This window comes from Marivirga aurantiaca, from assembly GCF_016679925.1.
Taxonomy (GTDB): Bacteria; Bacteroidota; Bacteroidia; order Cytophagales; family Cyclobacteriaceae; genus Marivirga; species Marivirga aurantiaca.
Window position 1 is genome coordinate 664144 of the sequence record NZ_JAEQBW010000001.1, and the last position, 21022, is coordinate 685165.

The following is a 21022-nucleotide window of genomic DNA, read 5'->3' on the forward strand; positions in this document are numbered from 1 at the left end:
TCCACTAACCATTCTCTTGCCGTGGTTCGTGTCTCACGAACCACTATTTAGTCTTGCAAACCATCATATCCACTTTTCACAAACCTTTACTAAATGTAGCTAGCAAATAGTATAGATGCTTTTAATTTTTCTTTTTTCTTGACAAAAAAGAGACAAAAAGTCAAGACAAAAATATGCTTCCTCACACATGGCTTCGCACCCCTCGCATTTTTACCGACCTGCCCGCCCTCTTCGAGTAGACATTGTGCTTATTTGAAGATTTGTAGTATCAATAGCATCGAAAAATATTGCTTCAATAGCCTTGCCTTAATCAATACAAACTGAACTAATACATCTGATGGTTGTTTGTCTTCTCGTATAACCATCTGATGCCTACTTATGCGAAGCCGTGGTTCGTGTCTCACGAACCACTCATTGTGTGCTATAGTTTTGTGTTCCCACAAACCATCCTCATTTTACCAATCCGCAGTAGGGTCTACATTAAACACTTCAGTCATTTCACTAAGCAAAGGCTGAAGATGCTCCGTATGCTTTCCATATCTACCACCATACACAGCTTCAATGCTGTCCCAGGCTGGCAGAGTTAAACCAGCTTCTGTTAAAATTTTACTAATATTTTCTTTCCACTTTGTTTCAATGGCTTTTTCTCCCGGGTAAATACCTGCTTCTATAAAATCATTTTCAAATTGAGAAGGTTCAAAAATTCCTAATGCATAAGGCAAAGCATAATTAAGTGACTCCTGCATACGAGTATGTGCTTCCTCATTGGCATTGGAAAGCTGCTTAATCCATGTATTGGCATGCATTACATGGTATTTTACTTCTCCTTTGAGTTTTTTAGCCACTTGCGCCACCTCTTCTATTGGGCATTCAGCCAACATCTGAAACCTGATCAGCTCCGCATGGTCAAAAAGAAAATGCCTGATTAAGCTGAAATTATATTCACCAATAGGCAGCTCCACAAACTGGCAATTATGAAATTGCTCCGCATTGCGGGTAAAAGCCACTGTATCTGGTTCCTGCTCACCTAAGTCGTGCAAAAGAGTGTAAAAGGCAAGGCTTGAACCCACTTTGTCCTGAGCCATTGAAGAAAAAGCAATGTCTTCCTCCAAAAGAGGACCCATTCCTGTCCATTCTGAATTGCGGTGTCCTAAAATCAGTTGGTCATCGGCAATTTTATATAATAAATCTTTTAGTGCTTCCTCAGTCATAACTTAGGCTTTTTGTTCTTCTTTGAATTTCTTTATTTTCTCTGTTGCCTTGTAATCCATGGCATCACGGTATTTCTTGTCTGGAAGTGTTTCCCAGATATCGCTAAACTCTTCACCCTCAATTTTTAAAATAACGCTGTCTTTCACTATCCACAGATTGAAAGCGGGCTTGTCGCCAGCAAATTTGTTTTTAGCATTCCATAAAGCTTCTTCCGGTGAATGTGCATCAAGTTCGCCTGCATGAATATGTTGTTTCCCTCTCTTCATCAACTGGAAAACCTGATACTTTTCATTTTCCCCTTTGGCAGCACCTTCCATTATCTCTTTGTTGATATAATCATAGATGTCTTCTCCGTTTTCAGTGATAGGGGAGACCTGGATATCAGTCGTTTTAATCACCCATATACCTGAGCAATTCATTCCTCTTCGGCTAAATTGTTCTTTGGCAAATAAGAAAGCCATTTCCTCCGTAGGGGCATGCACAATGCCTTCATGTTGAAAAGCTTTGTTTTCCTTAGGCTGCACAAAAACTTCGTAGGTGATAAACTGGTCTTTTTCTCCCTGTTCAGGAAAAGAAGCACCAAATTCCGAAGGAATTGATAAGCGGTTTATTCTTGGATCTAATGAATTAATGAATGACATACTTTTTAAATGTATTTTGTTAGTGACTTTTTAATTCAACAGCTGCTTAAGCCATTGGAGCAACATATTCTTCTCCTTTGGTTTTGGAAGCCAATGCTCTTCGTACCCAGGCACCACGTTCTTCAGCAGTTCTTCTTACCGCCAAACGCTCTTTATTACATGGGCCATCACCATTGATCACTCGTTTAAATTCTTCCCAATCAGGCTCAGTAAATTCCCATTCCCCTGTTTGCTCATTTCTCTTCAGGTTCTCATCTGGAATAGTCAAGCCCAGTTCCCATATTTTAGGCACATACATATCTAAAAACTGCTGACGGCATTCATCATTTGTCGCCATTTTTACTTTCCATTTGGTCAGGATTTCTGTATGGGTAGATATTTTATCTGAAGGACCAAAAAAGTGCATCATGGGAGCCCACCACCTGTTCACAGCTTCCTGCATCATTTCTCTTTGCTTAGGAGTTCCCGTAGCTAAATGGATCACACAGTGATGGCCATATTTTAGGTGGAAAGATTCTTCTGCACAGATTCTGTCCAATGCCCTGCAATAAGGACCATAACTACCTCTTGCATTAGCTAACTGGTTTACAATGGCACCGGCATCTACCAACCATGAAATAAAACATGAGTCAGCCCAGGTAAAGGTAGGGTAGTTAAAGATGTTGGAATATTTGGATTTCCCGGTGATCAGGTCCTGGATCATTTGTTCCCTGGATTTGCCTAAAGTTTCGGCAGCACCATACAGCAATTGTGCATGGCCTACTTCATCCTGAACCTTAGCCATTAAAGCCAGTTTTCTTTTAAATCCCGGAGCACGTGTTATCCAGGTACCTTCAGGCAAAGCACCAATGATTTCAGAATGCCCATGTTGCTCAATCATCCGGATGAGCTGCTTTCTGTAAAGCTTCGGCATCCAGTCTTTGGGTTCTATTTTTTCGCCACGGGCAATCCTGGCTTCAAATTCAGCTAATTTTTTCGGATCCTCATCTTTTAATAAGTCATTATTAGTTGAAGAGGGTTCAAATACTTGTCCACCACCGTACATAATTATTTTAGTTTAGATTTAACATTATCTTACTTTAAGCCCGTTAATGAAAACATCTGTTACATTTTCAGCAATTTCCCTCGGACTTAATTTGCCATTTGGTTTATACCAGGCTGGCATCCAATTAACAGAAGAAAGCAAAGCCAAAACAGTGAACTTCGCATCCAATGCTTTAAAAATACCAGCTTTATTTCCATCAATTAATATCTGTATAAATTTGTTTTCATATTGATTGCGCATGCTCAGGAAATCCGACAAATAAGGTTCACTTAAATGCCTCCATTCCGAAACAAACACTGCACTTGCAGCGGTGTCTCTGGTTAAAACCTCCACATGCGAAACCACAGCTTCTTTTAGTTTGACATCAGCTTGCTCGTTGGCTAGTTCACAGGCATCCAATGATTGAAAAAAGTCTTCTGCCATCTGAAAACAAATGGTTTGCAGAATTTCTTCCTTGGATTTGATATGCGAATACAAACTTGCCGCTTCAATACCGATAAATCCGGCTAAATCGCGCATGGATGTAGCAGCATAACCTTGCTTTTGAAACAGCTGTGTAGCTTTTTCAATGATCTGCTGTTTACGGTTTAACTTGATCTTGGTAATCATCGTATAAATGTAACGAACTAACGCTAGTTAGGAAAATAAAGTTCGGAATAATTTTATAGTTGTAGCCAAAAATACCATTTAATTATAAATTAGTATGAATTTATAAAAGAGATTAATTTGACAATCTGTGAAATGGCTATCTGGTTTAATTCGTATAGGTCGCAGTTAACAAAATCACAATTGACAAAAGGGCAAGTCACAAAATTTTGCAAATAGCCGATTGGCTATTGAGCCTCAAGCCAACTCCGGTACCGACCTGTGGTCTGACCTAAACTTGCCCGCTGCCACCATCGGTCAACGCTGTCCACATTGTCCCTTAAGAAGATCAACCTGATCTAAAATTCAGAGAAATTTGGTTTCAATATATCCATCACAACTCCAGAGGAGTTTCATCTTAATAGTGTTGGTTTTAGCATCAGATTAGCTCCAGAGGAGCGACATACAATGTTAATATCCTGTTCCATAAGCACGAAATTTTTAATGGTAGTTTAGATTGGATGCCTTATTCCTGTCTTTTTATGCTCGCTGTGAGACACAAGTCGAGAGCTGGTAGCGGGTGTTGGCCATCTCCGGTACGGCTAAAAGCCGTCCTTCATTTGAGCCATTTCAGGAGACGAATACATTTTCTGCTAAATTAATGGGAAGAATTTATTATAATTACATTGATCAGTAAATAACATTGAAGGAATCCCTTTAGTGCATACCGCTAAAGCGGTACAAGTTGTGACAACTTAAAAACAAATTATACACATATGAATACTAACGAAGCAGTTATTAATCAATTTTATTCTTCCTTTCAAAAAAAGGATTACCAAAGCATGCAAGCTTGCTACAATGAGAAAGCCACCTTTTCAGATCCTGTTTTCAGGAATTTGGATGCGAAGCAAGTGCGAGCTATGTGGGAAATGTTATGTAAAAACGGCAAGGATTTATCCATTGATTTCAAAATTCTATCATCTGACAAAGATGCGATTACTGCTGAATGGCGGGCAAATTATTTATTTTCTGCGACAGGGAAGCATGTAACCAATATCATTACGGCTAGTTTTTTAATCGAAGAAGGTAAAATTATCTCCCACCGTGACCACTTCAATTTTCACAAATGGGCCAGCCAGGCTTTGGGGTTTAAAGGGGCTTTATTGGGATGGACTTCCTTCCTTAAAAACAAAGTGAGGCAACAAGCCATGAAATCGCTTAATCGGTTTATGAAGGAGCGCTAAAAGGATAACTTTATTGCTCTTTTCTTTTTTTATTAAAAAGAAGGACTCTCTACTCCGCATTCTTCTTACTCTTCTTAAATATTTTAGCAGGTTTACTATAAATTTCCTTTGCTTTTACGGAAACTAATTCATTTTCAGGATAACGCAAAGCGGTGAGATGTCCCCCATAAACACAGCCGGTGTCAATATTGATCGTATTGTTGACCCAGTCGGTTTGAGCTACTGGTGTATGACCATAGACTACTTTGGCTTTTCCTTTATATTCTGAAGCCCAATCATACTTTTCAGGTATATCGGATTGATCAAGTTTGTCCTTGGATTGTCCGTAAATACAGAATCTACGTACCTCTTTGGATGTATCTCCCAGCATATGTTCTTTTATACCAGCATGAGCTATTGCTAATTGACCATTATCAAAGACATAATGACTGGGTAGGGAATCAATGAATCCATCCAGCTGAAGGATGAATAGTGACCTCTCATTATTGAGTTGTTCGGTAGTTTCTTTGAGGCTGGGCTTTCTTTCAACACCTTTACCCTTAATAAGTCTATGTAACTTAACTTCGTGATTTCCCTTTACGCACCATGCAATCCCGCTATTGATCATACTCATGGCCAATTTGAGTACAGCCACGGAATTGGGGCCTTTGTTCACCAAATCACCCACAAATATCACTTGCCTGTTTTCGGGATGACTCACTTCAATGCCAAAATTGAGGTCTTCATTCCTCATCTTTTTAATGAGATAACCGAGCTTGCCCAACAATTCAATAGTTTCTTCATAGCATCCATGGATATCTCCTATGATGTCAAAAGGACCCCTTATTTCATTTTTAATATGTTCGGATTTCATTCTCTTAAAAATGAGTATTTTTTTTGAATTGCGTAGTGAATATTTTTATTTTATCTGCTCAGGACATTAATTAACTAAAAAATACAAGTGCATTGGAATAGGAGAGGAGGGCAATAAAAAAGCCCTGACAATTTCTTATCAGGGCTTTCGGTATTATGTTGAAGGAATTTATTTAATCTGTAATAACAGAAAGGGAAATTTCCTTTTTCACTTCTTTGTGTAAATCGATGATGGCTTTATACTCACCTAATTCTTTGATATCGCCACTGATAGCAATTTTCTTTCTATCAATATCGAAACCTTTTTCTTTCAAACCTTCAGCTATTTGAACAGTAGTTACTGCACCAAATATTTTACCGCTTTCACCGGCTTTGGTTTTGATAGTCAAAGTCAAATCACCAATTTTGTCGGCTACTTCTTGAGCATCCTTCTTCATTTTCTCAGCTTTATGAGAAGCCTGACGGATGTTTTCCTCTATTTTCTTTTGGTTAGAGTTATTGGCAATGATAGCAAAGCCCTGAGGAATCAAATAATTTCTTCCATACCCGGGTTTTACAGTTACTGTATCATTTTTATAGCCCAAACCATTTATATCTTGTGTTAAGATTACTTCCATTTTTGATAAAATTTATTGGGTTAATTATTTCAATGAATCAGTAACATAAGGCAACAAGGCAATGTGTCTTGCTCTTTTTACTGCTTGTGCTACTTTCTTCTGATATTTAGCACTTGTACCTGTAATACGGCTTGGCAATAGTTTACCTTGCTCATTTACAAATTTCAACAAAAAGTTAGGATCTTTGTAATCGATATACTTGATACCAAACCTCTTGAATCTACAATATTTCTTTTGATTATCCTGCTTTTTAGCGTTAATCGGCTCGTTATGAAGTGTCATTTGGCTACCTCCTCTTTATTTTCTTTGTTTTTATTAAATGCGCCATTTCTGCGTCTTTCTCCGTACTCAATAGCATACTTATCTAAAGATACTGTTAAGAATCTCATCACTTTCTCGTCCCTTCTGTACTCTAATTCTAACGCTGCAACAACCTCAGGCGTGGCCTTAAACTCGATAAGATTGTAAAATCCAGTACTTTTGTGTTGAATAGGGTAAGCTAACTTTTTCAAGCCCCATTGCTCCACATTGATGATTTCTACCTTCTTATCTTCTAAGATTTTCCTAAACTTGTCGACAGCATCCTTCATCTGAGCATCAGACAAAACGGGAGTTAAGATGAATACCGTCTCATAATTTTTCAATTCCATTCTTTAATTGTTTTTAAAATTGGTCTGCAAAAATAGTGCTTTGTAATTAATTTACCAATCTTTTTGTGAAAGATTATAAGATATTTGCTTTCGGTTACAACCTTTTTCAATTTTATAATGTCTTATGGGTTGAGAATTAAATTTATGAAATACATATTTACTGTCCTTTTACTACTTATCTTATTTTCTTGTTCCGACCTGGATGATGCCAATAAAGATCTTTGTGTAGCTACTTTTTGTGGTGAAGTAAAGGCCAATCAGGTAAATCTTACAGTGTACAATAATACTGGTGTTGATTTTGAACCATTTTACTGGGATATTGGAGGAGTAAGAGATACTGTAGAATTTTTCCCTTTGGAACAATTTGCTTGCTGGACCAATCATGACAGTCTTACTACTAACTATTTCTACGCCATTGGCAAATCAGAAAACCAAATCTACGAATTGGATACTATTTGGGTGGACAGTACGGATATAAGGATTATCCGATCGGGTAACTTCTCTCTTGAGCTTTATAGAAACGATACGTCCAGCGATTTGCTTTCTGCCCTTATTGAAGATTACTCCGGGGAGTGTCGCGATTTCAGATAATTTCCTTCCATTGAGACAACCTTCTGGTCCGGTTGGTGTTTTTTTATTATGATAAAGAAACTAATTTTAATTATACTCCTTCTATCTATTGTATTTGTGTGGTTGGTTCCTAAAGAATCGGATTACCTCAGCAGAATTGCCTTGGATTTGATTAATATACATGAGTACACCTCAGTAGCACCAGCCGACCTTCAAAAAATGGGAAGTTATAGGTTCGACCATATGCTCTTCTACAGTAAATTTACTTACAGGTATGGAAACATTTCAATAAAGTATTATGGTTTTTTAACTTTTATATTCTTTTCAGAGGCCCAAACTGTGGAAGAGTTACCAGATGAAGTAATTGTTTAAAAAAAAAAAATCAGGCGAATGTAATTTTACTTGATTATATGACTTTTTCAATCCATTTAGATTGCATTTCTTTGGCCTCTAATAATTCATTTAACTGCTTTCTTCATTATACTGGGAAGCTTTCAAAAGGATTCAACTTTATAAAATCAGACTTATTTCATGACATTTTTTTCCCGCTTACAGAATATTGGCGTACGGACTTCCTATCCTAATTACGTCAATAATAAGATTGTACTTAGTAATTTATTGGCATTTTTCATTATTATATTGGTGGCATTGCCATTCACTATAATTGCCGCTACCTATGCAGCATTTCTTGTTTTTATTCCTGTGTTAGGTATTGTGGCCATGTCTTGTGTTTGGTTACTAAACAAGTCAGGAGGTGTTTATCTGGCTAGAATCCTCTCAGCTGTCACGCCTCTTACTTTGGCTGTTTGGTTTACGGCATACCTCACCTCTCCACATACCAGTCCACCATTGGTAATGGTTTTAATTTGTATGGCATTTGCTATTCTGCCTTTTCTGGTTTTCGATATCAGGGAGAAGCCTTACCTTATATTTTCGGCCATACTGAACTTTGCACTATTTCTGAGCCTAGGGAAACTCTCCGAAATATTTATTAAAGAGGTAGATGTTAGTTTCATCTCTTCAGGTTTTCTGTATCAAATGAATTATGTAATTGCTATCCTTTTAGCATTTACTATTGTATTCATGCTGGCGTTTATTGGTTATCGTGCTGAGCTAAAAAGCCAAAAGTTAATAGATGATAATAAGAAACAAACAAGTGAACTACAAAAATCTGAGGAGGTATTAAAGCAGAATTTGGATGAGGTGCAAAGAGTACAGGAAGAAGAGAAAAACCGTGCCTGGGTAACAGAAGGACTAGGGAGAGTGAACAATTTGACAAGGGCGCAAAATGATCCTGATAAACTAAGTAAAGAAGTGATTAGTGAAGTAGCCAAATATTTGGGAGCCAACCAAGGGGCTATTTATTTGGTTGAAAAAGGTGATACAGAGAGCGAAGAGCCTTATATGGAAATGAAAGCTGCTTTCGCTTTTGGTAGGAAAAAAAACATGAGCGATAAAGTGAGGGCCGGGGAAGGGCTTATAGGGCAATGTTTCCTTGAAAAAGACATGATTTTCCTTACCGAGGTGCCAGAGAATTTTGTAAAAATTAAAAGCGGATTGGGAGATGCTACACCTCGAAATATTGTAATTGTGCCATTATTGGCCAATGAAGAAGTTGAGGGAATTATTGAGGTGGCTTCCTTTGAAGTACTTGCAAACCATAAAATTGATTACCTAAAGAAATTAGGGGAAAGCCTGGCCACATCCTTCAACTTGAACAAGGTCAATGCTAATACCAGACGTTTATTGGAGCTTTCACAGGAGCAAGAAGAACAAATGCGTTCTCAAGCAGAGGAGTTGCATCAAAATATGGAAGAGTTGCAAGCCACACAGGAAGAGATGGAACGGAAAAGTAGGGAAACTGAAGAGCAAAACCAACAGCTTCAGCAGCAGGAGGAGGAGCTTAAACAGAATATGGAAGAAATGAGCGCTCAGGCGGAAGAGATGGAGCGAAATATGAATAGAATGGAAACCCTTCAGCAGGAGATGCAAGCCCGTGAGAACATACTCGATGAAACCACTATTATTTCCGAAGCAGATTTATTTGGGAATATTATTTATACCAATAATAAGCTGAGTGAAGTATCCAAGTACAGCAAAGAGGAAATGATGGGCAAGCCCCACAGTCTTTTTCGCCATCCTGACATGCCCAAGGAGATTTTTAAGAGCGTATGGAATACCATACAATCAGGTAAAATGTTTCGAGGAATTATTAAAAACAGGGCTAAGGATGGATCAGTTTATTGGGTAGATGCTGTAATTTCCCCTGTAATGAATGAAAATAATAAACCCATTAAGTATGTTGGTGTCAGGTATGTGATTGAGGAAGAGAAAATTGCTCAACAGCTATTCGATAAGCAACTTAAACGAATGAAATTAAAATGATAATATACGGATTCTAAAAATAAATTATACAAATGTTAGTCATTTCCGATAGCCCCGATAGCTATCGGGCGGCTTATTTTCAAGTAGTTACAAATGATTCTCTTGTAATTGCTTAATAGGCTCTATTTAATTGAAGCTCAACCCGATCTAAAAATTATAAATATACCCCATACTAATTTCCGAGAAATCCGCTTTGCCTAAATTGGCATTTAAATAAGGTGCCAGATAGAAGTTATGTTTTGGTTTGTCAGAGGTGTTGAATAAATACAATCTTAAACCTAAACGTGTCAGGAAAATTTTTCTTAAATGATATTTGATTGATTCCTGTGATTCAAATTCTCTGGAAAAGTGTTCATAAAAAGGTTTGTAAATATTAATTCCCCCTTCAATGGACAGCCCTATATGGTGGATCAAAAATTCTGCACCCATCATAAAATAGAAACTTTCCGGGCTTACTTTCAGGGCTTGCAGTTCAGGGCTATTGGCTATTGAGTCAGCAAAATGCTCGTAATGCCTTATTCCAAAACCTGCATACCATCTAAACTGATTGTTTAATATCACACCACCTGCTATTGAACTGCTGTAAACGAGTTTCTTGGGGCCACCAACGGGTGCTGAGGTTCCTCCAAATTCATGAAATCCTACACCGAAATTTGCAGTAATGAATACTTGCATTGGCGTCTTTTGTGTATTGGCTGAAGTTTTGACAGGTCGCGAAATGGCAGGCTTCTTATAAAGACCAAAGCTTAGAGCTGCCGAATTAAGGCCAAAGTTAGGAAGTTGGGTATGGCCATTGGAACCATGTAAATAACCAAACCCGATTCTTAGTGATTTACCGGAAGCCAATAGAAAATTTCTGTAATAAAAACTCTGGAAGCACCATGTGATATGGCTTCCTACTGCTTTATTGAGAGGATTGTCCCTGTAGGTTTTCGTAAAATATGAAACCCCAAGCCCAAGCTGTATAATTCCTTTCTTTAATGGGAAGCCTACTACCGGTAATAGATTCAACTCATTTCCAAAAAGGCTGTTGTTCCCTAAATTATGGAAGCTTACATTCAAGCCAATCAGGGGATTATTGTAATAATGGTTAACGGAGTTTTTTTCATTGGATTGTCGGTACAAGGTGGCACCTATTCCCCATCGCAAATTGGCTTCCGGATAATTTAAATAATTGGGTACAATTCTACCTGCGTAAATTTCAGGGATTACAAATACTTCCTCAATAACAGGGCTGTCTTCTTTTTGTTGGGCTTGCAGAGGAGTGGTCTCATACAACCCAGCCAGTAATATCGATAAAAACAGACTTATTCTTTTGCAATAACTACTACTGCATCTACCGGTAATGTTGAACAAAATTCTAGTCACTATAAGATTAAAACCAAAACTACTTGATCTGCTAAATAAATCCTATATTTTTAATTATTTTAGCTTTAATAAATTTATTGGCAGGCAAAATAATTTGATTCAATAGAATTTTTTCTTTGGTTTTATTCGTTACTCTACAATATTTAAAAATAACCCAGATCAATTGTGTCTTACAATTCTCCTAAAAAGAACAGAAGCACCTCGGCCCTCACAAAATTATGGATCGTTCTGATAATAATTATTATTACGGCAGGATCTATCCTTTTTTGGGGTTATAATAACTATGATAAACTACTCCAGTCGCTCAACCAAATTACAGAGCCCAATCAAAAGGCGGCACTTATTAATGAATTGTTTCAAGAGATTGTAGAAGCTGACAACCATTTTAGTTCCTATGTACTGACGGACGATACTTCAAGTGAGAGAATGTACATGGAGAAAATTTCTTCTGTGCAGTACAAACTGAATGAGCTTGAAGAGCTATTGCAAGAGGACAGCGTTCAACGTGAAAGAATTGATTCACTTCAAAGTACGATTGAAGCAAAAAACAGCTATTTAACTACTTTTCTTAATTTGAAAAAAGAGAAAGTTTCCGCTCTCTTTACTAGTGAGGCTTTGGCTCGTATCAGCAATCAAATTCAGGATTCAACTTTTGTTGAAAAAGAACTCAGGAGAAAGCAAAGGATAGTGGGGAGCGTAGAGCCTGTGGAAAAGGAAAAAATCGTGATTAAACCGGATGATTATGAGGGGATAAGTGGTTTCTTTAGAAAACTTTTTGGTAAGGAAAACATGGAGCTTGATACTATCAGGACGATTGAAGAACAGATTAATTACAGTCTTGATTTGTCTGTGGATACCAGTATTGTAAGAGATTATTTCATTGATACCACCCTTTCAGCGGTAAAGAATATTTTGGTAGAAGTTTTGGCCGAAGAAATGGAAATGCAACAAAAATTGAATTCCATTGAATTGGAACTCATTAGCCAGGATCAGAAATTTATCACCATTATCCGCTCAATTATATCGGAATTGCAGGCTGAAGAGTACACAAAGAATGTGAGACAGCAAAATATGGCAAGAATTCAGGCTCAGAAATTAACCCGTGAACTGGTAATTATTGGGGTAGTTGGCATAGCATTGAGCAGTATATTTATTTTCCTTATACTCAGGGATATCACAAGGGCGGGACATTACAGAAAGAAATTAGAAGAAGAGAAAAAACGTGCGGAGCAATTGGCTAAAGTGAAAGAAGAATTTCTTTCGAAAATGAGCCATGAAATAAGAACCCCGCTCCATAGTATTATTGGTTTCTCAGATTTAATGAGGCAATCGAAGTTGGACGAAAATCAGCAGAAATATTTAAATGCAATTGCTGAATCCAATAGTCATCTGAAAGAGTTGATTGATGATGTTTTGGATCAGGCAAAAATAGACGCTGGAAAGTTAACGCTTGATAAAAAGCCTGTATTTGTACCGCAATTGGTGGAAGAGTTGAAACTTATTTTCATGCAGAAATTTGAATCCAATAAGTTGAGGTTTGAAGTAAGTGTCTCGGATTTCTTAAGTACCCATATTTTTATTTCAGATTTGTTTAAAATCAAACAGGTATTGATGAATTTGATAGGCAATGCCATCAAATTTACTGAAGAGGGGTATGTTAAAGTGACTTTTGATCAGGTAATCCTGACGGATGAATCCTGCCAAATACATATAGAGGTTTCCGATACCGGAAAAGGCATTAAGGAAGAGGAGTTTAGTAAAATATTTGAACAATTTCAGCAAGGGACTTCCGGTAAGTTAATAGGTATTGCGGGAACGGGACTCGGGCTATCTATTACCAAAAGCATTGTTCAACTGTTAGGTGGGAACATTTCCCTGGAAAGCCAAATAGGAAAAGGATCCATTTTCAAACTCAACTTCCAGGCTCCCTATGAGACCTGCCCTGAACAATTCCTTGGCCATACTGATATTAAAGTAGAAGAATTGTTTGATCAAACACAGCATTTCCCAATCCGGATAGTGGTGGTTGAGGATGATCCATGGAATGCCCAGTTATTAATGGAAACACTCAGACCCATCACCGATAGCCAAACATTATTTTCAAATGCTGAAGATGCTGTTGCTTACTTAAGCTCCGACCCTGAAGTGGATATTATTTTCACGGACATCAATTTACCCGAAATGAGTGGAGTACAGTTTCTTCAGCATTGTAAAAGGGAAGGATTGAATGTGCCTATAATTGCTCTTACGGCTCATATCCAGCAAAGTAAAAAAGAAGAATTTCTCAGGGCCGGATTTGATGCTGTTTGTATCAAACCTTTCACAAAAGAGGATGTGATGAAATTGCTGAATGATTATTTTGAAGCGGATACTGTTACTATTAACCGGCCGGTGAATGGTGAAATAAAGCAAGCAATCACTACTTTGGATACTTCCGTGTTGAAAGAATTTGCGAATAATGACCAGGAAGCTTATAATGAATTATTGATTTCTTTTTCCGAGGAATATTCAGCTAAAATAAAGAGGCTTAAGCGTGCTTTTGAATTCAAGGATATTTCGGCAATAGGAGGGATTTGTCATCAGTTGAAATCTGCCCTGGAACAATTGCACTATAATTCTTTAAGTGAGAATTTGTTAAGTATTGAATTATTTGCTGATATGAAGAAAAACCAACGGGTATTAGAGGAAATAGAGCGGATATTACCAGTTCTCAATGAGATTGAAAAAGAGCTAAAAGATATTAGGCATCAATCCCATATTCTTTAATTTTCTTGTACAAGGTTGATCTATCGATGTTGAGCAGTTTGGCAGCAAGTGATTTGTTGTACTTGGTTTCGCTCAATACTCTTTTGATAGCTTCTATCTCCTGGGATTTTTGAATTTCCTTTAAGTTTTGATGAGAGACACTTTTGATGTTTTCTGCGCTGTCTTTTGTGCCGGTTTCCTTTTGCTTGAAACCTTCGGGTAGCTGGTCAATAGTAATATATTCATCTGTAGCCAGTAAAACTGCCCGCTTGATTAAATTTTTCAATTCCCGGAGGTTTCCGGGCCAATCGTACTTCTTGAAAATTTCAACTACTTCATTAGATAATATTTTAGGGGGTTTATTTAAATCCCTGCAAGCTTCTTTCATGAAAAAAGCACAATATTCTTCCAGATCTATTAGTCTTTCCCTAAGAGGAGGCACTTTGAGTTCAAATTCATTTATCCTATGGTAGAGGTCATTCCGGAATTCTTCTGAATTTCTGTTGTCAGCCAGGTTTTCATTGGTGGCTGATATGATCCTCACATCAACAGGTATTTCTTTCTCACTTCCTACTCTCTTGATAATGCTTTCCTGTAATACTCTGAGTAGCTGAACCTGTACTTCATAGGGAAGGTTGCCAATTTCATCCAGGAACAAGGTGCCTCCATTGGCTACTTCAAATTGTCCTTTTTTATCGTTGATTGCTCCGGTAAATGCACCTTTCACATGGCCAAATAATTCGCTCGCGGCCAATTCTTTTGAAAGTACACCACAATCCATAGCTACGAAAGGCTTGGCGGCCCTGCTGCTTTTCTGGTGAATGATATTAGCTACATATTCTTTTCCTGTGCCACTTTCCCCTAAAATCAATACGCTCATTTTAGTAGGGGCTACCAAATCCACATAGTCCCACAGCTCCAGCGATTTTGGCGTTTTGCCAACAATAAATTCCAGACTGGTATCTTTCTCTTTAGGCTTGTCTTCTGAAGATGAGCCAGCTTGTGTTGGTTCTACAGTTAATGCTTTTTGAATGGTTTTTAACAATTCATCGGGTATCACCGGCTTGGTTACAAACTCATAAGCTCCTAATTTAATAGAGTTTACAGCTGTTCTTATATCCGAATAATTGGTGATAAGAATAACGGGTATATTGTTATGTACTTTCTTTATTTCCTGCATGAGTTTAATACCGTTCATGTCAGGAAGTTTAAAGTCGGTAAGAACTAAATCGAAAGTATTTTCTTTAAGAAGCGCTAAGGCTGATTGGGGGGAATGGGCAGACTTTACCTCGTAGTTGTTCCTTGAAAGGAAACCTGTAAGCATTTTATTGAAGGAAGGATCATCATCAACTACTAGTATGTTCATAAAATCATTAAATATAAAAAACTCCCCGAAGGGAGTTTCTTAATAGTTTAATCCAAAGTTAATGAAATCCTTAAAAATTACATATCATCTTTTTCTTTTGTTTCCAACAATTTTCCGTTGGCATCATACTTCAAAGCCCATTTTTTGTTATTTGCATCAACAATAACTTTATAAGCTTTTCCAGTGGCCTCATTTACTTCATACACTTCTTTCACATCATTTTCAGTGTAATTAGATTGTTTGAAAGCGTCTTGCACTGCTTGTGGTGCTTCTGAAAGGTTTATCTTTCTCTTATCGTCTTGTCTCTCAGTTTGTTGAGTAGATTGTATGTCTCTATCCTGACCTGTTTGAGCAAAAGAGGCTAAAGATAAACCTGCAACTAGCCCGAGTGTTAAAAATAATTTTTTCATGATTTTAAAGTTTTAGTTTTTTATTTTATTGTTGTTTAATTACTTATAGTCCAATAGTATGCCACTAAAATGATTACTGTTAAATTACTGATAATAAGGGATTTATGTTTTAAGGTCTTTCTTTCTAAGTGTAGTAAGCCACCACAAAGTGTAGATTTGTACGACAGTTTGTAGCATTAAAAGATATTGATCTACTCACCTATCACAGAGTTCCGCAGGACTCTACGGATTTTCCATATTGATAGTCTTTAACTCGGGCTTTTTGTATAGCTTATCAAAAAAAGCTTCAAATACTACTCCCCGGAATTATTGATCCATTGGACCTGCTATATTTGAATGGATAGAAAGTTAAGCTCATAGGTAATTGCGAGCCTGCTATTCCGTGCCAACGGAATTCATAGGAGGCGGCAATCTGTTGTGTATAAACTTCACCACCCCCGTTACGCAATGCTATTAAGTTAAGACAATCCTCCTTCTCTCTTTGGGGAAGGATACAAGGAAGGAGATTTAATTAAAGCTTAACTTAATAACATCCCCGCTACGCAAGGGAGCAGGAAAAAGCCTGAAGTGCGATTAATAAGTTTGCCACCATTCATTCATAAGAATACTTTATTTTAATGGAAATTCCCAGCGTTGGTATTTCTCCGATTGAAATGGTTTACAAACCGAGGCTAAAGTGGTTTTTCAATTGGTATGAATCCAGCAACTGACCATTTTCAGTATACTTTAATCGCCATTTCTTATCATTTGTTACCACTGTAAATTCGTATACTTTCCCGTCATGTACATTAATTTCTTTGGCCTGTATAATGTTTCCATTACTAAATTCTGACATTTTAAAAGCACTGTGGACTGCTGAGGGGAAGCTATTTGAATCTATTGGAGAGGAGAGGAGGTTTGACTGAAAAGCAATTAAATCTTTGCCTGAAATTTGATTTTCGACAGTTAATTTAGTTTCGCCAAAAGACACCAAAAGGATACCTATTCCTACTATAATTCCTAATGTTAAAAATAGCCTTTTCATGTCTGTCCTTTTTAGGGTGATAGCTATATTGCCTTTTCTATAAGTAATAGTCAATAGGGAACTTCCATTAACTACTGAAGAGTTATTTTGAAAATGAAAGAATGGCACTCCTTACTTTGTATACAAAAGGAAAAAAACTCCCCGAAGGGAGTTAAGAAGCTAAAAATAAAATAAGAACGAGCTATTTTGCTTCTTTCTATTAACAGAGTGCCATTTCTACCGAATTTCAGGACCCTACTTTTAGCGTCTTTACTTTTATTCGATAGTTTCTTTCATTCTCTACATATTCCCCGTACGTTTCACCTCTATCTTATACACTTAGGGAAATATGCCTGAACTATAGTATATGTTTTATCTCCATCACTTTGGAAGATGCTAAGTTGCTGGTTCTGGTCTTCTTACTTTGCCTTTATGCAAATTCCACCATCTGAAACAAATACTGTTAGTTCAATCCTTCTCTGCTCTTCTTTTAGAGCTGATAAAGTTTAAGGTTGATAGCTATAGTGACTATTGCGAAGAATATGCCATATAATTAAAACGAGTTAAATAGTTGATGTTTAGGGGATTGATTTTTTCAGAATGAAGTGAAGGTGTAGTGAACAACCACAGACTGTGGAAAAAAACTACAAAAAGAGGCAGGAAGAGTGATTAAAATGCAGGTCAAAAAAATGCCCCGAAACTTAATTATAAGATTTCAGGGCATTTTAGTTTAGCTCAACTAACTCTATCAGAAAAATCTATTTCACCACAAATTTAGATTTGCCAATGACATAATCGTCAGCGTATAACTCTACCTCGTAAACACCCTCTTCATACTCTTCTCCCCGATTGTACACAAAAGAGAGTTGCTGTTGTGTATTGTCAAACAAAATTTCCTGTTTGGCAGTATAGAACATTTCCTTTCCATCTCTCATAAAAGAGCCGGAACCGGTAGTTACATCAAATAATTCTTTTCCTTTAGGATTCAGCACTCTCAGGATGATATTCTTGCCTTCCGGCTGAGCTACGTTATTTTCTGCAAGGTTAAAAGTTACTTTTATTTTATCAATATGCCTTGGCTTGAATTCATCTTCTCTTTCCTTTCCTCTTGAATTAACCGCCAAAACTTTGATGTTCTCTGCTTTTAGCCTGGAAGCCTTGGCCACCTTACTTACCAATTCCTCTCTTCTGCTTTTTAGCTCATAGATACTATCATTCAATATGTTTTTCTCTGTTTTAAGAGTGGTATTTTCACTAAGTAGCTTTTTATTGACTTCTTCGAGTTTCTTTATTTTTTCATCCTGGATAGTCAGTAGTTCTTCGTAGCCACCTACCTTGTCCTGGTACTTTTTGATTTGATTGGCAGCCCAATTATTAGATTTGCGTAATTCTTCTTTTTCATCTTCCAGTGTTTTCCTGATCAATTGCAGTTCTGTTACATCCCCTCCCAATTTCTCAATGTCCGCTATTTTCTCATCCAGTTGTTTACTTATGCTATCTAATTCACCATAGGTAGTTTCCAGTTCAGTTTGTAATTCATCATTTCTATTGGCTTCATCCAAATAAAATTTAATTCCTACAACAGCAGCTATAATGATAATAAAGGCAATTATTATCGCTTTTTTATTAGTGTTTTTCGTGGTATTCCTAAATTCTTCAGACTTGTTTCCTGATGATTCTGTAGTCATAATTTCAAGATATTTTAAAATTTTCTATCCTTTTAAAGATATATCCCTAAACTTGTGCGATAAATAACGTAAAATTATCGTTTAAATTTAATGCGCGAATTTAAACATTTACTTTACACCAAGCTAATGGAGTTAAATGAATCTTATTGGACGGAACGATATTTATCGGGAAATACCGGTTGGGATATTGGCTATGCTGCACCAGCCATTATTCAATATACAGATCAACTAAAAAATAAACATATCAAAATATTGATTCCCGGCTGTGGAAATGCATATGAAGCCAAAAGTTTGTGGGAATCCGGTTTCACTAATGTCCATCTTCTGGATATTTCAGAAGCTCCGTTGAAGCAATTTGCTGAAGAAGTTCCTGATTTCCCTAAGGACCAACTTATTCAGCAGGATTTTTTTCAATTAAAGGGCCAATATGATTTGATTTTAGAACAAACATTCTTTTGTGCACTTCATCCCACACTTCGTCCGGCTTATGTAGATCAAATGCATCATTTATTATCAGAAAAAGGTTGTTTGGTAGGAGTGCTTTTCGATGACCCGCTCTTTGATGACCACCCACCTTTTGGGGGAAACAAAGAAATATATCAGCCTCTTTTTGAGAAAAGATTCTATATTGATAAAATGGAGAGATGCTATAATTCTATACCTCCCAGACAAGGCAGGGAACTGTTTGTTAAATTGAGACCTATCAATATTCCAGGATGAAATCCTGCTTTCGGAAATCCGGATTGAAAAACACCATACCTGCATCAAAAATATCTACAGAAGTGGAAACGGCAGTGTGGGACTTGATTTCATTCCATGCTTTTTTCATTTCTTTTGACCAATGAATATCATCAAAAATGAAAATGGAATGGGGATGATGATAAGCAAGGAGTTGATGAAAGTAATTAATAGTAGCCTTGTAAGTGTGATTGGCATCTATATAGACCAAATCTATTTTATTATTCCTTAAGCTTAGATGATCGGCTAAAGTCTGATCTATGTTTCCGGCTATGAAATCCACATTAGCCTCATTTTTTAATATTCCTTTAGCGACTTTGATGAGGTTTTCATCACCTTCAAAAGTGTAGACCTGCGCCTGTGGATTGGCTTTGGCCATATAGGCAGTATTTATGCCCAAACAAGTGCCTAATTCTATTATTTCCTTGAACTTAAAATGTCTGATAAGGGTATATAAAAGTTGTGAGAATCGGGGAGAAGAAAGACTGTTTTTGGCAATATCCTTTACTTTTCGTTGGTTAGAAACCATTACTTTTGATCCCGCGCCATAATCTTTCAGCCTAAGCACTTCTTCAGATGCCAGCAAATTGCTCCTTTCATGTTCTATTTCTTCCCATAATGGGATTTTAGGTGAAGAGTGAAGGAAATCTTTGTAAAAACGATAAAAAAATGGAGAATGAAGTGAATGCTCATCTGTCTTCAGATGGAAATGTATGAGCCACTCCTTTAATAGAAAAAGATTCAATTTTTAATTCAATCTAAAAGGGGCAACCATAACAAATTCGGGAATAGAGACTTCTATATGTTCGCCATCTACCAGACGCTCCATCGTAAAATGTCCGTGCATCTTACCGTATGCAGATTTTAAGTTGCAACCGGAAACGTAAGTATGAATTTCTCCTGGCTCAAGAACAGGTTGCTGTCCAACTACACCTTCTCCTTCCACTTCTTTCATGGTGGTGCCTGCATCATGTATATACCAATGCCTTCTAAGAAGTTGCACAGTATGCTCACTTTTGTTCTCTATTACTACTTTATAAGTAAAAACATAGTGAAACTGAACCGGACTGGAGTACTCCGGTTGGTAATTGGTTTCGATGCAGACGCTAATTCCTTTTGTATTCAGCTTAACCATATGGTAAATATATATTCTTTTTTAACGATTTAATAAATTGAATAGTTTAAAAAAACGATAAACTGAAAAATATTTTTTTACTTTGGATATTATGGCAGCATCTACCAATGTTAAGATTCACCCCAGTTGGAAAATTCATTTGCAGGAAGAGTTTTCTAAACCTTACTTTTCTTCTTTGGTCAATTTTGTAAAAGAGGAAAAGAGGACAAAGACTATTTATCCGGAAGGGAGTTTTATTTTCAATGCATTTGAGAAATGCACTTTTGATCAGGTGAAAGTGGTGATTTTAGGACAGGATCCTTATCATGGTCCCGGACAGGCCAACGGGTTGAGTTTTTCGGTTAATCCAGGTGTGCCAATGCCTCCGTCACTAGTGAATATATTTAAAGAACGTAAAGCTGATTTAAACAAGCCCATGCCACCTAATGGTGATTTAAGTGGATGGGCCAAACAGGGAGTACTCTTATTGAATGCTACACTGACGGTTGCCGCCAAGTCTCCCGGCTCACATCAAAATAAAGGCTGGGAAGAGTTTACTGATGCAGTAATAAGAACCCTTTCTCAAGAAAAGGAGAAATTGGCTTTCATCCTGTGGGGGGCTTATGCTCAGAAAAAAGGTGCAGTGATTGATAGAGATAAACATTTTGTGATTGAATCAGCACACCCTTCTCCCTTTGCCGCACACCGCGGTTTTTTTGGCTCCAGGCCCTTTAGCAGGTGTAATAAATATTTAATGGAAAATGAGAAGGAGCCTATTGAGTGGTAAGT

At 37.2% G+C, this 21022-nt stretch carries 22 protein-coding genes; 7 read left to right on the forward strand and 15 right to left on the reverse strand.

Going from position 1 to position 21022, the window contains the following annotated elements:
• Window positions 1–455: 455 nt before the first annotated feature.
• The 4 genes from paaC to JKA74_RS02875 are packed head-to-tail and all read right to left on the reverse strand — an operon-like array spanning window position 456 to window position 3507.
• Window positions 456–1211: a 1,2-phenylacetyl-CoA epoxidase subunit PaaC gene (gene paaC, locus JKA74_RS02860; protein WP_201429644.1), complete on the reverse strand. Its 756-nt coding sequence runs from the start codon at window positions 1209–1211 to the stop codon at window positions 456–458.
• A 3-nt stretch (window positions 1212–1214) separates the two neighbouring features.
• The gene (locus tag JKA74_RS02865) at window positions 1215–1853 is read right to left on the reverse strand and encodes a phenylacetic acid degradation b (RefSeq protein WP_201429645.1); all 639 of its coding nucleotides are present in this window, start codon (window positions 1851–1853) and stop codon (window positions 1215–1217) included.
• Window positions 1854–1899: 46 nt separating this feature from the next.
• The gene (gene paaA / locus JKA74_RS02870; protein WP_201429646.1) at window positions 1900–2898 is read right to left on the reverse strand and encodes a 1,2-phenylacetyl-CoA epoxidase subunit PaaA; all 999 of its coding nucleotides are present in this window, start codon (window positions 2896–2898) and stop codon (window positions 1900–1902) included.
• Between the two features lie 24 nt (window positions 2899–2922).
• On the reverse strand, window positions 2923–3507 hold the full coding sequence (locus JKA74_RS02875) for a TetR/AcrR family transcriptional regulator (RefSeq protein ID WP_201429647.1): 585 nt from the start codon (window positions 3505–3507) through the stop codon (window positions 2923–2925).
• Between the two features lie 752 nt (window positions 3508–4259).
• Between JKA74_RS02875 and JKA74_RS02880 the strand changes: the two genes are divergently transcribed.
• Window positions 4260–4727 carry a nuclear transport factor 2 family protein gene (locus JKA74_RS02880; RefSeq protein ID WP_201429648.1) on the forward strand — a complete coding sequence of 156 codons (468 nt, stop codon included), beginning with the start codon at window positions 4260–4262 and terminating at the stop codon, window positions 4725–4727.
• Between the two features lie 49 nt (window positions 4728–4776).
• On the opposite strand, the gene JKA74_RS02885 is transcribed toward JKA74_RS02880, so the two are convergent.
• The 4 genes from JKA74_RS02885 to rpsF form a co-directional block, all read right to left on the reverse strand.
• Window positions 4777–5580: a metallophosphoesterase gene (locus JKA74_RS02885; RefSeq protein WP_201429649.1), complete on the reverse strand. Its 804-nt coding sequence runs from the start codon at window positions 5578–5580 to the stop codon at window positions 4777–4779.
• Window positions 5581–5752: 172 nt separating this feature from the next.
• A complete protein-coding gene (gene rplI, locus JKA74_RS02890) occupies window positions 5753–6196 on the reverse strand; it encodes a 50S ribosomal protein L9 (protein WP_201429650.1) in 444 nt (147 codons plus the stop codon).
• Window positions 6197–6220: 24 nt separating this feature from the next.
• Complete coding sequence (gene rpsR, locus JKA74_RS02895; RefSeq protein ID WP_188459759.1) at window positions 6221–6478, reverse strand: 30S ribosomal protein S18; 258 nt, start codon at window positions 6476–6478, stop codon at window positions 6221–6223.
• Window positions 6475–6846 carry a 30S ribosomal protein S6 gene (gene rpsF / locus JKA74_RS02900; RefSeq protein WP_201429651.1) on the reverse strand — a complete coding sequence of 124 codons (372 nt, stop codon included), beginning with the start codon at window positions 6844–6846 and terminating at the stop codon, window positions 6475–6477. Before rpsF ends, rpsR begins: the two co-directional genes overlap by 4 nt.
• Before the next feature lie 144 nt (window positions 6847–6990).
• On the opposite strand from rpsF, the gene JKA74_RS02905 reads away from it, so the two are divergent.
• From JKA74_RS02905 to JKA74_RS02915, 3 genes are all read left to right on the forward strand, one after another.
• Window positions 6991–7437 (forward strand): hypothetical protein, encoded by a 447-nt coding sequence (locus tag JKA74_RS02905; protein WP_201429652.1) that lies wholly within the window; start codon window positions 6991–6993, stop codon window positions 7435–7437.
• Between the two features lie 48 nt (window positions 7438–7485).
• A complete protein-coding gene (locus JKA74_RS02910; protein ID WP_201429653.1) occupies window positions 7486–7788 on the forward strand; it encodes a hypothetical protein in 303 nt (100 codons plus the stop codon).
• 159 nt (window positions 7789–7947) lie between these two features.
• Window positions 7948–9801 carry a PAS domain-containing protein gene (locus JKA74_RS02915; RefSeq protein WP_201429654.1) on the forward strand — a complete coding sequence of 618 codons (1854 nt, stop codon included), beginning with the start codon at window positions 7948–7950 and terminating at the stop codon, window positions 9799–9801.
• Between the two features lie 147 nt (window positions 9802–9948).
• On the opposite strand, the gene JKA74_RS02920 is transcribed toward JKA74_RS02915, so the two are convergent.
• Window positions 9949–11169: an acyloxyacyl hydrolase gene (locus tag JKA74_RS02920; RefSeq protein ID WP_201429655.1), complete on the reverse strand. Its 1221-nt coding sequence runs from the start codon at window positions 11167–11169 to the stop codon at window positions 9949–9951.
• A 165-nt stretch (window positions 11170–11334) separates the two neighbouring features.
• On the opposite strand from JKA74_RS02920, the gene JKA74_RS02925 reads away from it, so the two are divergent.
• Window positions 11335–13935, forward strand: a complete 2601-nt coding sequence (locus JKA74_RS02925) for an ATP-binding protein (protein ID WP_201429656.1) — start codon at window positions 11335–11337, stop codon at window positions 13933–13935.
• On the opposite strand, the gene JKA74_RS02930 is transcribed toward JKA74_RS02925, so the two are convergent.
• The 4 genes from JKA74_RS02930 to JKA74_RS02945 form a co-directional block, all read right to left on the reverse strand.
• A complete protein-coding gene (locus JKA74_RS02930; protein WP_201429657.1) occupies window positions 13910–15280 on the reverse strand; it encodes a sigma-54-dependent transcriptional regulator in 1371 nt (456 codons plus the stop codon). The two genes, JKA74_RS02925 and JKA74_RS02930, sit on opposite strands and share 26 nt — an antisense overlap.
• Window positions 15281–15357: 77 nt before the next feature.
• Window positions 15358–15690, reverse strand: a complete 333-nt coding sequence (locus tag JKA74_RS02935) for a PepSY-like domain-containing protein (protein ID WP_201429658.1) — start codon at window positions 15688–15690, stop codon at window positions 15358–15360.
• A gap of 658 nt (window positions 15691–16348) precedes the next feature.
• Entirely contained in the window at window positions 16349–16714 is a 366-nt protein-coding gene (locus JKA74_RS02940) for a hypothetical protein (RefSeq protein ID WP_201429659.1), read from the reverse strand.
• A gap of 737 nt (window positions 16715–17451) precedes the next feature.
• A complete protein-coding gene (locus tag JKA74_RS02945; RefSeq protein WP_201429660.1) occupies window positions 17452–18381 on the reverse strand; it encodes a coiled-coil domain-containing protein in 930 nt (309 codons plus the stop codon).
• 90 nt (window positions 18382–18471) lie between these two features.
• On the opposite strand from JKA74_RS02945, the gene JKA74_RS02950 reads away from it, so the two are divergent.
• Window positions 18472–19101 (forward strand): TPMT family class I SAM-dependent methyltransferase, encoded by a 630-nt coding sequence (locus JKA74_RS02950; protein WP_236587483.1) that lies wholly within the window; start codon window positions 18472–18474, stop codon window positions 19099–19101.
• On the opposite strand, the gene JKA74_RS02955 is transcribed toward JKA74_RS02950, so the two are convergent.
• Window positions 19085–19864, reverse strand: a complete 780-nt coding sequence (locus JKA74_RS02955; RefSeq protein WP_201429661.1) for an O-methyltransferase — start codon at window positions 19862–19864, stop codon at window positions 19085–19087. The genes JKA74_RS02950 and JKA74_RS02955 overlap by 17 nt on opposite strands.
• Before the next feature lie 3 nt (window positions 19865–19867).
• Window positions 19868–20254, reverse strand: coding sequence for a Co2+/Mg2+ efflux protein ApaG (apaG, locus tag JKA74_RS02960; protein ID WP_201429662.1), 387 nt, complete (start codon window positions 20252–20254; stop codon window positions 19868–19870).
• Window positions 20255–20345: 91 nt separating this feature from the next.
• On the opposite strand from apaG, the gene ung reads away from it, so the two are divergent.
• The gene (gene ung / locus JKA74_RS02965) at window positions 20346–21020 is read left to right on the forward strand and encodes a uracil-DNA glycosylase (RefSeq protein WP_201429663.1); all 675 of its coding nucleotides are present in this window, start codon (window positions 20346–20348) and stop codon (window positions 21018–21020) included.
• Window positions 21021–21022 lie beyond the last annotated feature (2 nt).

Bases quoted from the DNA above. Each gene is read 5' to 3' on its own strand.
- JKA74_RS02940 (WP_201429659.1), bottom strand. From the start codon at position 16,714: ATGAAAAGGCTATTTTTAACATTAGGAATTATAGTAGGAATAGGTATC.
- JKA74_RS02950 (WP_236587483.1), top strand. From the start codon at position 18,472: ATGCGCGAATTTAAACATTTACTTTACACCAAGCTAATGGAGTTAAAT.
- paaC (WP_201429644.1), bottom strand. From the start codon at position 1,211: ATGACTGAGGAAGCACTAAAAGATTTATTATATAAAATTGCCGATGAC.
- rpsF (WP_201429651.1), bottom strand. From the start codon at position 6,846: ATGGAATTGAAAAATTATGAGACGGTATTCATCTTAACTCCCGTTTTG.
- JKA74_RS02945 (WP_201429660.1), bottom strand. From the start codon at position 18,381: ATGACTACAGAATCATCAGGAAACAAGTCTGAAGAATTTAGGAATACC.
- rplI (WP_201429650.1), bottom strand. From the start codon at position 6,196: ATGGAAGTAATCTTAACACAAGATATAAATGGTTTGGGCTATAAAAAT.
- JKA74_RS02885 (WP_201429649.1), bottom strand. From the start codon at position 5,580: ATGAAATCCGAACATATTAAAAATGAAATAAGGGGTCCTTTTGACATC.
- JKA74_RS02880 (WP_201429648.1), top strand. From the start codon at position 4,260: ATGAATACTAACGAAGCAGTTATTAATCAATTTTATTCTTCCTTTCAA.
- JKA74_RS02910 (WP_201429653.1), top strand. From the start codon at position 7,486: ATGATAAAGAAACTAATTTTAATTATACTCCTTCTATCTATTGTATTT.
- rpsR (WP_188459759.1), bottom strand. From the start codon at position 6,478: ATGACACTTCATAACGAGCCGATTAACGCTAAAAAGCAGGATAATCAA.
- JKA74_RS02875 (WP_201429647.1), bottom strand. From the start codon at position 3,507: ATGATTACCAAGATCAAGTTAAACCGTAAACAGCAGATCATTGAAAAA.
- apaG (WP_201429662.1), bottom strand. From the start codon at position 20,254: ATGGTTAAGCTGAATACAAAAGGAATTAGCGTCTGCATCGAAACCAAT.
- JKA74_RS02905 (WP_201429652.1), top strand. From the start codon at position 6,991: ATGAAATACATATTTACTGTCCTTTTACTACTTATCTTATTTTCTTGT.
- JKA74_RS02930 (WP_201429657.1), bottom strand. From the start codon at position 15,280: ATGAACATACTAGTAGTTGATGATGATCCTTCCTTCAATAAAATGCTT.
- JKA74_RS02935 (WP_201429658.1), bottom strand. From the start codon at position 15,690: ATGAAAAAATTATTTTTAACACTCGGGCTAGTTGCAGGTTTATCTTTA.
- JKA74_RS02865 (WP_201429645.1), bottom strand. From the start codon at position 1,853: ATGTCATTCATTAATTCATTAGATCCAAGAATAAACCGCTTATCAATT.
- paaA (WP_201429646.1), bottom strand. From the start codon at position 2,898: ATGTACGGTGGTGGACAAGTATTTGAACCCTCTTCAACTAATAATGAC.
- ung (WP_201429663.1), top strand. From the start codon at position 20,346: ATGGCAGCATCTACCAATGTTAAGATTCACCCCAGTTGGAAAATTCAT.
- JKA74_RS02915 (WP_201429654.1), top strand. From the start codon at position 7,948: ATGACATTTTTTTCCCGCTTACAGAATATTGGCGTACGGACTTCCTAT.